At 40.8% G+C, this 14314-nt stretch carries 11 protein-coding genes; 2 read left to right on the top strand and 9 right to left on the bottom strand.

Annotation, left to right across the window (positions count from 1 at the left end):
* Positions 1 to 72 precede the first annotated feature (72 nt).
* The 3 genes from C9J48_RS17215 to rppH are packed head-to-tail and all read right to left on the bottom strand — an operon-like array spanning position 73 to position 3731.
* On the bottom strand, positions 73 to 876 hold the full coding sequence (locus C9J48_RS17215; protein ID WP_006230661.1) for a sulfite exporter TauE/SafE family protein: 804 nt from the start codon (positions 874 to 876) through the stop codon (positions 73 to 75).
* Positions 877 to 907: 31 nt separating this feature from the next.
* Positions 908 to 3163 carry a phosphoenolpyruvate--protein phosphotransferase gene (ptsP, locus tag C9J48_RS17210; RefSeq protein WP_006230660.1) on the bottom strand — a complete coding sequence of 752 codons (2256 nt, stop codon included), beginning with the start codon at positions 3161 to 3163 and terminating at the stop codon, positions 908 to 910.
* A gap of 43 nt (positions 3164 to 3206) precedes the next feature.
* Positions 3207 to 3731 (bottom strand): RNA pyrophosphohydrolase, encoded by a 525-nt coding sequence (gene rppH, locus C9J48_RS17205; protein ID WP_011217351.1) that lies wholly within the window; start codon positions 3729 to 3731, stop codon positions 3207 to 3209.
* A 954-nt stretch (positions 3732 to 4685) separates the two neighbouring features.
* Between rppH and mutH the strand changes: the two genes are divergently transcribed.
* The gene (gene mutH / locus C9J48_RS17195; RefSeq protein ID WP_006230658.1) at positions 4686 to 5354 is read left to right on the top strand and encodes a DNA mismatch repair endonuclease MutH; all 669 of its coding nucleotides are present in this window, start codon (positions 4686 to 4688) and stop codon (positions 5352 to 5354) included.
* 58 nt (positions 5355 to 5412) lie between these two features.
* Here the strand turns inward: mutH and C9J48_RS17190 are convergent, their stop codons facing one another.
* Positions 5413 to 5715, bottom strand: a complete 303-nt coding sequence (locus tag C9J48_RS17190) for a DUF6482 family protein (protein ID WP_006230657.1) — start codon at positions 5713 to 5715, stop codon at positions 5413 to 5415.
* A gap of 175 nt (positions 5716 to 5890) precedes the next feature.
* Here C9J48_RS17190 and C9J48_RS17185 point away from each other — a divergent pair, with 175 nt between their 5' ends.
* Positions 5891 to 6925, top strand: coding sequence for an NADP(H)-dependent aldo-keto reductase (locus tag C9J48_RS17185; RefSeq protein WP_006230656.1), 1035 nt, complete (start codon positions 5891 to 5893; stop codon positions 6923 to 6925).
* Between the two features lie 286 nt (positions 6926 to 7211).
* Here the strand turns inward: C9J48_RS17185 and C9J48_RS17180 are convergent, their stop codons facing one another.
* The 5 genes from C9J48_RS17180 to prfB all read right to left on the bottom strand — a co-directional run bounded on the left by C9J48_RS17180 (position 7212) and on the right by prfB (position 14122).
* Positions 7212 to 7457, bottom strand: a complete 246-nt coding sequence (locus tag C9J48_RS17180; protein WP_006230655.1) for a YjiS-like domain-containing protein — start codon at positions 7455 to 7457, stop codon at positions 7212 to 7214.
* Between the two features lie 486 nt (positions 7458 to 7943).
* Complete coding sequence (locus tag C9J48_RS17175; RefSeq protein WP_006230654.1) at positions 7944 to 9278, bottom strand: sigma-54-dependent transcriptional regulator; 1335 nt, start codon at positions 9276 to 9278, stop codon at positions 7944 to 7946.
* A gap of 394 nt (positions 9279 to 9672) precedes the next feature.
* Complete coding sequence (locus tag C9J48_RS17170) at positions 9673 to 10947, bottom strand: dicarboxylate/amino acid:cation symporter (RefSeq protein ID WP_006230653.1); 1275 nt, start codon at positions 10945 to 10947, stop codon at positions 9673 to 9675.
* 535 nt (positions 10948 to 11482) lie between these two features.
* The gene (gene lysS, locus C9J48_RS17165; RefSeq protein ID WP_006230652.1) at positions 11483 to 12991 is read right to left on the bottom strand and encodes a lysine--tRNA ligase; all 1509 of its coding nucleotides are present in this window, start codon (positions 12989 to 12991) and stop codon (positions 11483 to 11485) included.
* 32 nt (positions 12992 to 13023) lie between these two features.
* A protein-coding gene (gene prfB / locus C9J48_RS17160; RefSeq protein WP_107244265.1) for a peptide chain release factor 2 occupies positions 13024 to 14122 on the bottom strand; the annotation gives its coding sequence in 2 pieces (ribosomal slippage) (positions 13024 to 14046 and positions 14048 to 14122; 1098 coding nt in all).
* Positions 14123 to 14314 lie beyond the last annotated feature (192 nt).

The raw sequence follows: 14314 nt of genomic DNA, 5'->3' as shown, positions 1-14314 counted from the left end.
AAATAATCTCTTTAAAGGGTAACAATCTAAATAGGAAGGTAGGTCAAAGCGCATATTTCTCACTCTTTCCATTTATCCCAAAAACATTTTACTGCCAATAAATAACAGAAAAACGGCAAATATTTTCTTTAATGTCATCGTTGGTAAGCGACTGACTAATGCTGCACCATAACGAGTGGTAATCACTGAGGTTGATACGATACCAATCAATGCTGGTAGATAGACATAACCAATACTCATTGGTGGTAAAGCGGCTTCATTTAAGCCTGAAAAAATAAAACCAACCATACCTGCAACCGCAATAATTGCACCAGATAGTGATGCACAACCAATTGCTCTGCGCATTTCAACACCATGCCAGCTTAAATACGGTACCGTTAACGAACCACCACCAATACCTGCAAGACTTGAAATTACCCCAATCACCCCACCACTACAAGCACAAGCCATAGGGCTCGGTATAGGACGGTGGCTTGTCATTCGCATCGATAGCAACATTTGTAATGCTAGCAATAAAACGATGGAGGCAAAAATTTTGGGCAATAATTCGGTCGGCACCATTTCAGCAATAATGCTTCCACCTAACCCACCAAGCACAATCCCCGGAGCCATTGATTTAACAATTGAAAAATCAATATTCCCCAGTTTAATGTGATTACGTGCTGAAGCGCCAGAGGTCAAAACAATGCTGGCTAATGAGGTTGCCAGTGCCATGTGCATCACTAGACTATTGTCTATACTCGCAAGTGGCAATAACCAAACCAATGCAGGAACAACTAACAATCCCCCACCAATACCTAATAAGCCCGCAAACAGCCCAACAAAAGACCCCAACAACAAACACATGGCAAATAACCATAACGTGCTTTCTAACATCTAGTAACCTCTTTTATACCTAGCACGCTTACTATTTACCCGCACGGATAAAGCCACCTAGCCCACGATCTTCAACAAATTTTGTTGTCACCGTTCGTACATCAACAGATAACGCAGAGCCTAAAGCAAACTGCGCTAACGACTCCATTTCTTCTACTGTTATATGACGTAATATGTACTTTATTTTCGCCACATTACGGGTATTCATACTCAATGAACGGTATCCCATTCCTACCAGCAATAATGCCCCTACAGGGTCACCAGCCAGTTCCCCACATAAGCAAACAGGAATATCCATTTGCTTTCCCGCGTCAATAATATGCTTTAACGCATTTAAAACTGCGGGGTGTAATGCATCATAGACATTCGCAACCCGTGCATTGTTCCGATCAACGGCTAATAAATATTGTGTTAAATCGTTACTACCAACCGAAATGAAGTCGACTCGCCCTTTCAGTATTGGTAATTGATACAAAATAGAAGGCACTTCAATCATGATACCAATGCGTGGGCGCTGAAGTTCAAAACCGTTCTCTTTCGCTTGCAGGGAGACTTCATCAAATGCACGATCAATCAACACTTTCGCATCGTCTAGTTCGGCAATTCCAGAAATCATCGGAAGCAGTATGTCCATGTTATTCAAACCAATGCTGGCTTTTAACATAGCACGTACTTGAATAAGAAAAATTTCAGGATGATCCAATGTGAAGCGAATTCCTCGCCATCCCAAAAAAGGGTTATCTTCTTCAATTGTCAGATAAGGTAACGGTTTATCACCACCAATATCCAGTGTACGCATGACGACAGATTTATCAGGATAAGTGGCTAAAATAGAATGATATTGTGATGTTTGTTCTTCTTCTGATGGGAAGCTTCGTTGCAATAGAAAAGGGACTTCTGTTCGATATAGGCCAACACCATCAACCCCTCGATTGACAGCAATATTAGTATCTGCACTCAATCCAGCATTCAAGTGAATATAAATACGCTCATTATCTTTTGTGTATGACGCTTTGCCTAGCTCCCCTTCAACGGTCTTAGTCAGCTCATTTTCTTCATCAAGTAGACGTCGATATTCAGCCAATACATGTACGTTAGGGTTAATAAGAAGGTCGCCGCTATAGCCATCAACAATAACTTCACACTGATGTATCTTTTCAGGGGTAAAGTCGACACCCATAATAGCAGGGATGCCCAAGGCACGAGATAAAATAGCAGCATGCGAGTTTGATGCGCCTTCCTGTGCAACGACGCCAGCTAGCATACCCGCCGGAACCGTTGCTAACATTGCTGCTGTTAGTTCTCTCGTTAATAGAACAACGGGCTTATCCCATTGATACTCGGTTGATTCTTCATTGTGGATAAAAAATAATAATCGTTGACCTAACTCGCGAATATCTTGAGCTCGCTCTTTTAAGTATTCATCTTTCATGTTGGCAAAGCGCGATGAATACGCTTCAACTACCTGCCGAATTGCCCACTCGGCTTTATCGCCACTTGCTATCTTGGCAAACAGATCTTTACGTAACATAGGATCATTTAATAAGTGATTAAACAAATCAAAAATCGCTAAAGTTTCTTTTTGTAGTTCACTATCAAACCGTTTTCTTAAGCGGCGGAACTCTGCACTCGCCAAATCAATGGCAATACTTAATCGCTCTTGTTCTTCATTTCGATCTAAACACGATGCAGGGAGTACATGTTCCAACAAGGGCTGGGTATCATCCCACCATGCTGTCGCCACAGCTACACCAGGCGAAGCTGGCGCCCCCACTAAATGCATTCCATCATGTTGATCTGGCCACATACCTTGGGCTTTTGCATGTGCAAAAACAACCGCTAGCTGTGCAGCCAATGTGACCATAAAAGATTCTTCGCTTTCATCAAACTCACGTCGTTGACGTTGCTGAATAACCAGCACGCCCAAAACCTTGCGTTGATGAATAATAGGTGTACCGAAGAAAGAGCCAAATGACTCTTCTCCGATATCAGGAAGGTGCTTGAAGTGCGGGTGGGTTCTTGCATCGGCGACATTGATTGGCTCAGCTCTGCTGCCAACTAAACCCACTAATCCCTCGCTAAAGCCTAAGCCAACTTGGTGATGAGGTTTCGTTAAGCCCTGAGTTGCCATCAAGGTATATTCTTGCCTGTCATAATCAGCAATATACACAGAGCAACACTCAGTATTCATTGCTTTACATGTATTAATGACAAGCTGATCAAGCGCTTCAATTAAGCTTTGAGCGCTTGCGACTTTCTCAACGATCTCTCTAAGCTGTATCAGCATAGTTAGTAGCCTTACCTGCTATACCATTAAGGATGGCTCCGATTTACCCTCGTTTGCTTTTATAACGTTTTAATTTTCTTTCTTTCCGTTCTTTAAACGGCATCGCTATTGCGGCAAACTCTTTTAACGCTCGACGGTAAACATCGCGCTTAAAAGAAACAACTTGTCTCACCGGATACCAATAACTGACCCAACGCCAACCATCAAATTCCGGTGTACTACCGCGTTGCATATTAACCCTTGACTCATCGCATTCCAGACTGAGCAAAAACCACTTCTGTTTTTGCCCGATACAAACAGGTTTGGAATCCCACCTTACAAGACGTTTCGGTAACTTATACCGTAGCCAATGACGGCTAGAAGCTAAAATCCTGACATCTTTCTTGGTAAGTCCCACTTCCTCATACAATTCCCGGTACATCGCTTGTTCAGGCGTTTCTCCCTCATCGATGCCACCTTGTGGAAACTGCCAAGAATGTTGTCCATATCGTCGAGCCCAGAAAACTTGGCCATGGCTATTGCAGATAACTATCCCTACATTAGGGCGGTATCCATCGCCATCTATCACTGGACGACCTCAAGTATAAATATCTATTAACAGTGATTTTTTCACAGATCGAGGGGAAGGGTAAACAAACATTCCAGTTTATGAACGTTTTTTACTACTCAGCCCCCACTTTATGGATAACTTTTCGACCGTGACCATTTTATAAACAGGCTAATGAGACCTACCCCACATTTATTCACTCTTTCTGTGGATAGATTTGTGCAGAAGCGTTAATAAACGCTTGTTTCATCGCTTCACCAACGAATGTACATATTATTAGCCCATAAAAAAATTAAACATAAATGCTTATTTTTCATGGTGATAAATAGTTAAACTTATTAATAAAAACTGTACGTTTACATTTTTTATAACGTAAAAAACATGATCGATTAAAGATCCACCAATTCCAACTTTATCCACACTATAAATGCATACAACCTAAAAAAACCAATTGTAAATCGTTTAAATAACCCACAAATACCTGTTTATTTATACAGTCTCATTAAAATGAAAAAAATTGTTCCATTTACCTGTGGATATCTTTATGAAAGATCATTACATTTCTCTTTCACTCGCTAAAATGTGACTACAAGAAACCGATAAAAACAGTAAAAAACAAAATAAAAACCAATAAATTCAAAAGATTAAGAAGCACCAGCCCTTTAGGGCCTTTACTGTTTCGTCACTAATTTCACGAGATCATATGAATATCCTATATTTTATTAAGAATAATCACTTATTCTCAATCAGCAGGTACTTTTCATTCACTATATGAGTGTATATAAAATCTCTATGTAGAATAACTATACTTCAGTTTTATGCCTAGCATCTTGGTACGATTTGCCTTGCTGACTTTGCATCTTGAAGTATCATGGGTATATTCTTACATCACTTTACCAATTCGTATATTTTGGTATTTTGGCAACAACCTAGCTATTAATCCGATTTTTCATCAAAACTCATTATTAAAACGTTATGCAACCAACACCTAAATCAGAATCAGAACTGTTATTACGCGCCCAAGATCTAGCAGGATCGACATTAGGAGAACTTGCTGAGCAGGCAGGAATAACTCCCCCCCCCGATCTTAAGCGCGATAAAGGTTGGATTGGTCAATTACTTGAATGGCATCTCGGTGCTGTGGCGGGTAGCAAGCCAATTCCTGATTTTCCTGAATTAGGGATTGAGCTAAAAACCATCCCAATCGGATACAGCGGAAAGCCACTTGAAACCACATTTGTATGTGTTGCTCCGTTGATTGGTTTACATGGTTTACATTGGGGAAATAGTCATATTCGCCATAAATTGGCTCGAGTATTATGGGTTCCTGTTGAAGGTGAACGCGACATCCCGCTCGCCGATCGCCAGGTTGGCTCTCCCTTACTTTGGAGTCCATCTATTGAAGAAGAGCAGCAGCTTCGCCAAGATTGGGAAGAGTTGATGGATATGATCGTATTAGGTCGAGTGGAACATATCACTGCTCGGCATGGCGAGGTACTTCAACTTCGTCCTAAAGCCGCTAACAGCCGAGCATTAACAGAAGCATATGGCGAAAATGGTCAACCAATAAAAACCTTACCCCGTGGATTTTATTTAAAAACACACTTCACAGCTGCCATTTTAGCGCGTCATTTCATTCTCTAATTCATCAGCAGCAAACCAATATTCATTGCGCTATCAGAGATCTATATAGTCAACATAATCAAAGCGAGATAATCATATCTTCACGGCATGTTGATAATTGACCGTCGGGGGAAAACTCGTCGTACGGGTCAATAACACGCAATACGACCGATGTGATACCTAGCGGACGTAATAAGTTTTTAACATTTTCAATTGATTGAAAGTGAAGCATTTCATCCTGATCATCTTTTAATGGAACCAATTGATGCTTGTATTCTATTTCCATCAAATAATCAGATCGCCCAGCGTAGCTGGTTAATACACATTTAGGTGTCTGAGCTTCACCCGACTTTAACCAATGTTTCAATTGAGATAATTTCATCGCTTTTCCTTAAGCTTCGTTTTTAGAGCCAGATTAATATTTCAGTCAATATAACTATGTGTCATGTTCTGACTGTCGGCAAGTTAGGATCTGCCAAAAACAACAAAAACTGACTTTTCATGATCTTACTGCCTTGATATATTGAAGTAACAGCACATCAGTCCAAGGAAGGCTTATGGAATACCATAAAATCCCCCATTCATCATTAGAAGTCAGTAAAATTTGTTTAGGAACAATGACTTTTGGTGAACAAAACACAGAGTCAGAAGCCCATGATCAACTCGATTTTGCTTTTGAGCGTGGTGTGAATTTTATTGATACCGCAGAAATGTACCCTGTTCCTCCTAAGCAAGAAACGCAGGGGCTCACAGAAACCTACATTGGTAACTGGCTCAAGAAATCGGGGAAACGCGATAAAGTCACTTTAGCGACGAAAGTCGCAGGACCTCGATCACTCCCTTATATTCGTAATGATATGGCACTTGATCGTCGTCATATCCACGATGCGGTAGAAACTAGTTTAAACCGCTTACAAACAGATTATATCGATTTGTACCAATTGCACTGGCCACAGCGTGAAACAAACTGCTTTGGTCAATTGAATTACACGTACAGTGAAGATGCAACAGGCGTCACTATCACCGATACACTCGAAGCATTAGCTGAATTAGTCAATGCAGGGAAAATTCGTCACATCGGCTTATCGAATGAAACACCATGGGGAGTAATGTCATTTCTGAAATTAGCAGAGAAGCATAATCTTCCTCGTGTTATTTCAATCCAAAACCCGTACAACTTATTGAATCGTAGTTTTGAAGTTGGGCTATCAGAAATAAGCCATCATGAAGGGGTTGAGTTACTGGCTTATTCACCTCTAGCTTTTGGTGCATTAAGCGGAAAGTACTTAAACGGAGCGCGTCCAGATGGGGCTAGATGTACGCTGTTTGAACGTTTTTCTCGTTATTTCAATCCACAAGGTATCGCAGCCACACAAGCTTATATTGATATTGCCAATAAACATGGTCTTGATCCTGCACAAATGGCACTCGCATTTATCAATCAGCGTCCATTTGTCGCTTCCAATATTATTGGTGCAACCAACCTCGGTCAGCTTGAATCCAATATTTCAAGTCTAGATGTAACACTGAGTAATGATGTGCTTAAAGACCTTGAATTAGTAGGAGTGACTTATTCAAACCCTTGCCCTTAGACAAAAAAATGCCCCTGCTTGTTAAAACAGGGGCCAATAACATTAGCTCAACCAGCATGTATCTAGCTATAGTGATACATAGATACATGGCTATATTGATACGGGTAACTTTATCGAATTAACCTTTCGATCTCGAGACAGTTTTCGTAGCAAAGCATTGTAAACTGTTACAACTCATGTCATTCGATTAACACGTTTTGATCCTTCCGATAAAGCCAAACAATGTATACATGCAGGCTGAGTTACGGCGCCCTATTCTTAGGAATAGTAGAATAAGGCGCTAACATTACGTTATAAGTCTAGATTTAAACCTTCGTCTAAGATTATAAACTTTACGTTCTGCTGGAGTAGTACTTAAGCCTACCTTCATACGACCATCTCTCTCGACACCAATATCTTTTAATACATGCTGAGATAAATGAGGTAAATTCGCTAAAATACGGCGGCGCTCACGACGAAATGCTTCGTGCTCACGATGAATATCTAGACGAATAAGTAAAACTGCAAGGTGCAAATAAACTGATTGGCGCATAAGAATGCTCTCCATTTAATTATATTAAAGGAGGGATACAGGCATACTGACGAGAATTTGCTTACAACTGCTCACCGCGACAGATACCCGCGGCCCATAGACACAGCGGATGCTGTTAGTGTTTAGTGAATTGCTTGATGGCATCAACAGCAGGACGCGTACAATTCATCATAGTGATAGTGTTCATATGTACCTCCTGAAGTGACGTTATAGTATTGAAATGAGTGTTAATTTTAACCACTTACAATTATTTGACAAGCATATATTTCATCTACAATGCATAACAAAGTTATATGCTATAACTGTTTTTTGTACATTCTAAATATATTGTAAAATATCTTAATATCGATGAGCCAACAGCATGAGTGACCATTTTTCAATCACATTGAGCTCATGACCATCAGTATGTTATCAACTTATACTCACGAGTAATTAGCCGTCATAAAAAAACGCTATATAAGCGTTTTTTTGCATCGATAAATTCAATTATGGGTTATCACGAAAATTCCGTGGAGCAGGCACTAAATCATGTTTATTCAACAGCCTATACATAGTTGCACGAGAAACCCCTAGTTCACGGGCTGCAGCTGAAATTTGACCTTTATTATTCTCTAACACCGTTAGCAGGGCCCCACGCTCCGATTCTTCTCTGATCGTTTTTAAGCTTTGCTTATCGTCATTTAGCCGTGGTATATCAAGATGATCCGCTTCAATACTTTTATCTTCAGCCAATAGTACAGCACGTTTTACTTGGCTAATTAATTCTCGTACATTCCCCGGCCAAGGGTATGTGATTAACATTTTTTGGGCTTCATCAGAAAAGTGCTTTGCAACGCTATTGTATTGTCTTGCAAATTTAAGCAATAAAAACTCTGCAAGTAAGCTGATATCGCAGCCTCGCTCCCGCAATGCAGGCACGACAAGCGTAACAACATTTAAACGATATAGCAGGTCTTGCCTTAATTTACCCTCTGAGACTAGCTGCTCTGCAGGGTAGCTGGTGGAAACAATAACCCTAATATCTGACGTTACCTTCTCACCAGCAGTTGTAGTGAATGTGTCATCTTGAATAAACTGTAAGAGCTCTTGTTGTCTCTGATCTGACAACGCTGAAATTTCATCGAGATATAAGATGCCTTTATCAGCTAAAGCAAAGCAACAAGGGGAGGAATTCATATCACAATGCTGTTCATCGTTACTATCACTGAACCAGTCTGCTGTAACCGTTTCACAGCTAACCCGAACAAATGCATTATTGGCACGGGTTGATGCTTGATGAACAGCCCGAGCAACCAACTCTTTTCCTGTGCCAATTTCACCTTCAATAAAGACAGACACATCATTGGCTGCAATACGTTGTACTTGATGACGAAGCTTCTTCATGACTTCTGTTGTACCTTGCAAACCTTGTTGGCCAAATCGCCCTAAATCAGGCCATACTTTGCGCTCTAACTGTAACATTCCCAATTGATGACCAATGGTTTCTTGTAACTGAGCAACAGGCGTCGGTGAAGTAAAGTAATCAATACAAAAGCTAGCAATAAATTGGCAAATGGCGTCTGAAGCAAGCTGATCTTCTCGCACAACAGCTAACCAGCGTACTTGTTTATTACGGTTAACCAGCGTCGCTATACCATTGATGCTGAAGTCATCTTTACTGAGGTCGACAACACCAATACAAGGGCCAATATCCAATAATAAAGACTCAGCGGCTCTTAGATCATAACAACGATGGCATACCCAGCCTGCTTGCTCTAAAGAGGGCAACCATGATTGAGAACTACCACCAAAGACTACTAGCGCTCCTGGCATTACTCCCATATTAACCCCTCTTTTCATCATTAAGCCTTTAGATAATAAACAATAACTATGTGATATAACGTCCAAATATAATGCACGGCCAACAATGCTATGCAGGCATATCGGTTGATGATATATGCCACAATTAACCCATTGCAACTTGTTTACTATAAATGTGGGGTATGCTCCTGTTTTTTCTAAAAATAGATGCATCTACACCATGAATAATGCGGTTAACATGGCAAAAATAGCAAACAATTCAATAATGAAAGATTCTAATTAAGATGAATGAAATCTGATCATTACCATCAATAAAATTAATAATATAAAGAATTGTAGTAGGTAAAAAATCATAAAACGAAAAAAAGCGCCTTTCGGCGCTTCTTATTAAGTTTTGTTTTTTACAGCATATTGTTTAGCTAACAGTTACAGGTGTCGCTTCAACGTCATCAGCTGGTACGCCAATTTCATTTTCACTCTTTGCCACAATCGTGTTTACAGCGGTATCACCAACAACATTTGAGCTAGTACAGAACATATCATTAATACGGTCAACCGCGGCAACAATTGCTAGACCTTCTGGCGGTAAACCTAATTGGTGAAGCAATACACCAACCATCACAATACCACCACCCGGAACACCACCAGCACCAATTGATAGCAACAAGATAGTTAAACCCAAGGTAAATAAGTCGGCTGTATTAATTGGCTGACCAAATGCGTTCGCCACAAAAATTGTTGCCAGTGCAATGTAAATAGAGACACCAGACATGTTCATTGTTGCACCCAATGGCACACCAAAACCAGCGACTGACTTCGAGACGCCAATCTTATCTGTCAGTGTACGCATAGTTACTGGAATGGTTGCATTTGAGCTTGCTGTCGATAGTGAAAATAAAATCTGCTCACGGGTATGACGAAGGAAACTTGTCGGCTTAATGCCAGTTGTAATACCCACCATCATTGGATAGAAGAAGAAAATCCAAAAAACCAACATCGCAACAACTAGGCCAACATAACCAGCCACAGACATTAAAGTATTACCATCTAATGTTGCACCTAGTTGAATCATCAGTGCAAATACACCGAATGGCGCTAGGCTCATAACCAAGCCTACTAGCTTCATCATGATTTCGTTTGCCATCTTGAACGTTTTGATTGCAGGACCGCCACGCTTATCAAGCGCTTGAATCGCAAGTCCCGTCAAAATAGCCATGAAGATGATTTGTAGCATATCGCCATTAGCAAAAGCTTGTACTGGGTTGCTTGGTACAATATTAACGATTAGAGAGAAAATATCAGGGGTTTCTGTTGTCGTTAATTCAACGGTTTTTTCTACAGTACCAGCTAAATTAGCACCTGCACCCGGTTGGAAAATCATACCAACAGTTAATGCTGCTGCAATCGCGATAATGGTATTAATAATGTATAGAGCAAAGGTTTTACCACCTAAGCGACCAAATGCAGTGATATCTTTCAATTCAACAATACCGCAAACAATCGATACGTAGACAAGAGGTACTACAAGTAATTTAATCAGTGAAACGAACATACCACCAGCGCCTTCCGCTAAGCCAAGTACGTAGGTATCCATCAACGTCACGCCATTAAATAGGTATTGAATTGCTGTACCTATAATCAGACCTATAAATAGGCCCGCAAATATCTTTCCTGATAACGATTTATTCATCGTCCATCTCCAGTTGGTTGTGCTTAGTAATATTAGATTTACATTGCGTTCCCACTGTTCCTCGTGGGTTGAGCGACATTTTACATAGATGATGAAAGGATAAAAGGAGATATTTTACAATGCAGTTACAAATAAGCGACAAAAAAGAACATTAACAGATCGGACAAATCACAATACAAAAAACTAAATAATATATAAAACGGTAACTTATAAGTAGTGTGAATAGCAGAATGTATGGAGGTAAAGCAAAAGAGAGCTCAAATTTTGAATGACGAGTTATGTGAATTGAATCACATCGAGAGTTTCCTTATGAGTGCTATTTACACAAAATTCCACTATTGGAAACTTCTGTCTTTTAAAATTCTAAACTAAATTAACTACTAAATAGGCAGATATTTAAAAGCGGCAATACCAATAAGGATAAGAAACTGAAGTCATGAAATGCATAACGCGCATAATAAAAAAGCCACTCATTGAGTGGCTTCTATTTATCCATATTACGCCGAAAAGTAGCGTAACTAAACTAAAGCAATGATTATGCTTTGTTTTGTGGACGTAGTGCAGGGAACAAGATTACGTCACGGATAGTATGTGTGTTAGTGAACAACATTACTAAACGGTCGATACCAATGCCCTGACCAGCTGTTGGCGGTAAGCCGTGCTCTAGCGCAGTGATGTAGTCTGCATCGTAATACATTGCTTCATCATCACCAGCATCTTTCGCGTTAACTTGCGCTTTGAAACGCTGATCTTGATCTTGTGCATCGTTAAGCTCAGAGAAGCCATTCGCGACTTCACGACCACCAATAAAGAATTCAAAACGGTCAGTAATGAAATCATTAGTATCGTTACGACGCGCCAATGGAGAGATATCTGCTGGGTATTCAGTAATGAACGTTGGTTGCATTAATTGAGGTTCAGCTGTCTCACCAAAGATTTCTTCAAGAAGTTGACCACACGTCCAGAATTTTTCAACGTAGATATCAAGACCACGTGCGATGTTAGCCATCAGTTCGCGATCTGCAACTTTCTCGTAAGTAAGCGCTTGAATTTCAGCGTTATCTGGGTTGTATTGCTTGATTGCATTTAACATGCTGATACGTGGGTATGGACCACCAAAATCAACAATTGCATCGCCATATGGTAGTTTAGGCGAACCGTGTAGGTCTGTTGCAATGCTGCTTAACATTTCTTCCGTTAGATCCATCAAGTCGTTGTAATCTGCATACGCCATGTAGAATTCCATCATGGTGAATTCTGGATTATGACGAGGAGAAAGACCTTCGTTACGGAAGTTACGGTTAATTTCGAATACACGCTCAAAACCACCAACCACTAGACGCTTCAAGTAAAGCTCCGGTGCAACACGTAGATACATATCGATATCTAACGCATTGTGGTGAGTAATAAATGGACGTGCCGTTGCGCCACCAGGGATAACGTGCATCATTGGTGTTTCAACTTCCATGAAGTCTTTCTTAGTCATGAAGTTACGAATTGCACTCACAACTTTAGAACGCATGATCATTGTGTTACGAGAATCTTCGTTAACAATCAAATCAACGTAACGCTGACGGTAACGCATTTCTTGGTCTGTAAGACCGTGGAACTTCTCTGGTAACGGACGAAGTGCTTTAGTTAACAATTCGTAGTTATCCATCGTCACGTAAAGATCGCCTTTACCTGATAAGTGAAGCTGACCTTTAACACCGATGATGTCACCGATATCAAGACCTGAGTACTTCTCTTTTAATTCTTTTTGTACCGTTTTATCAGCATAAGCCTGAATACGACCCGATACATCTTGAATCGCTAAAAATGGACCACGTTTAGCCATAACACGGCCAGCGATAGCAACGATGTGGCCTTCTTCTTCAAGCTCTGGTTTCGTTTTCTCACCGAAAGTAGCCTGTAGATCAGCAGCTAGGCTGTCGCGACGGAAATCATTTGGGTGACCGTTTGCATTACAGTTTTCGCGGATCATTTCTAGCTTTGCACGGCGCTCAGCAATCAGCTTGTTTTCGTCTTGTACTTGATCAGTCATGGGGGGAACCTTTAATTATTAACCCAATTCGGTTAGAGACCTGATTTCAGGCTAGCTTCGATAAAACGGTCTAAATCGCCGTCAAGTACAGCTTGGGTGTTACGATTCTCCACCCCTGTACGTAAATCTTTAATGCGCGAGTCATCCAATACGTAAGAACGAATTTGGCTGCCCCAACCAATGTCAGACTTAGAGTCTTCATTAGCTTGCTTTTCAGCATTTTGCTTTTGCATCTCAAACTCGAACAGTTTTGCTTTCAACTGTTTCATCGCTTGATCTTTGTTCTTATGCTGAGAACGGTCATTCTGACACTGCACCACAATATTGGTTGGAACGTGCGTAATACGTACCGCAGATTCCGTGGTGTTTACGTGCTGACCACCCGCTCCTGATGCGCGGTATACATCGATACGCAAATCAGAAGGGTTAATATCTATAACAATGTTGTCATCAATTTCTGGGTAAACAAACGCAGAAGCAAATGAAGTATGGCGGCGGCCACCTGAATCAAACGGTGATTTACGCACTAAACGGTGAACACCCGTTTCAGTACGTAGCCAGCCGTAGGCATACTCACCTACAAGGCGAATGGTTGCTGATTTAAGACCCGCAACATCACCAGCAGAGACTTCGATAATCTCGGTTTTAAAACCTTTTGCATCGGCCCAACGTAAATACATACGTAACATCATTGATGTCCAGTCCTGAGCTTCTGTACCGCCCGAACCAGCTTGTAGGTCAATGTAACAATCTGATGAATCGTATTCACCCGAGAACATGCGGCGGAATTCAAGCTTAGCTAGCTTGGCTTCCAACTCTGCCAGTTCTGGTTCAATCTCATCAAATGTTTCTTGATCGTCTTCTTCTACCGCTAATTCAAGCAAACCCGCAACGTCTTCTACGCCCAGATCTAGTTGATCGATAGTTTCAACCACGGCTTCTAATGCTGCGCGTGATTTACCTAGAGCTTGAGCGCGTTCTGGCTCATTCCATACAGCTGGTTGCTCTAGTTCTGCATTGACCTCTTCTAGTTGCTCTTTCTTAGCATCATAGTCAAAGGTACCCCCTAAGAATGTCAGTACGTGCTGATACATCCTCAAGTCGGTTTTTAATTGGATTAATCTCGAACATTGCCACTCTTCATCACCGAAACGGACATAACCGCAAGATTCTATCGAATTGTCTCTAGAATATACAGCGCTGTAATGGGGTTTCTTACCCTAATTGTTAAGAGATAGCGATCATCTATGTCTCAACTTCAGCATTAAGCCGAAGATGATAAACCTTGAAGCCGTTTATCATCTTGTTAAGCATCAATTTTAT

Source organism: Photobacterium profundum (genome assembly GCF_003026285.1).
Taxonomy (GTDB): domain Bacteria; phylum Pseudomonadota; class Gammaproteobacteria; order Enterobacterales; family Vibrionaceae; genus Photobacterium; species Photobacterium profundum.
Note: the sequence above shows the minus strand (reverse complement) of the source record. Positions and strands in the feature narration are given on the sequence as shown.

What these genes read in the sequence shown, in the direction of transcription:
- C9J48_RS17215 (WP_006230661.1), bottom strand. Translation starts at nt 876, where the DNA reads ATGTTAGAAAGCACGTTATGGTTATTTGCCATGTGTTTGTTGTTGGGG.
- ptsP (WP_006230660.1), bottom strand. Translation starts at nt 3,163, where the DNA reads ATGCTGATACAGCTTAGAGAGATCGTTGAGAAAGTCGCAAGCGCTCAA.
- mutH (WP_006230658.1), top strand. Translation starts at nt 4,686, where the DNA reads ATGCAACCAACACCTAAATCAGAATCAGAACTGTTATTACGCGCCCAA.
- C9J48_RS17190 (WP_006230657.1), bottom strand. Translation starts at nt 5,715, where the DNA reads ATGAAATTATCTCAATTGAAACATTGGTTAAAGTCGGGTGAAGCTCAG.
- C9J48_RS17185 (WP_006230656.1), top strand. Translation starts at nt 5,891, where the DNA reads ATGGAATACCATAAAATCCCCCATTCATCATTAGAAGTCAGTAAAATT.
- C9J48_RS17180 (WP_006230655.1), bottom strand. Translation starts at nt 7,457, where the DNA reads ATGCGCCAATCAGTTTATTTGCACCTTGCAGTTTTACTTATTCGTCTA.
- C9J48_RS17175 (WP_006230654.1), bottom strand. Translation starts at nt 9,278, where the DNA reads ATGGGAGTAATGCCAGGAGCGCTAGTAGTCTTTGGTGGTAGTTCTCAA.
- C9J48_RS17170 (WP_006230653.1), bottom strand. Translation starts at nt 10,947, where the DNA reads ATGAATAAATCGTTATCAGGAAAGATATTTGCGGGCCTATTTATAGGT.
- lysS (WP_006230652.1), bottom strand. Translation starts at nt 12,991, where the DNA reads ATGACTGATCAAGTACAAGACGAAAACAAGCTGATTGCTGAGCGCCGT.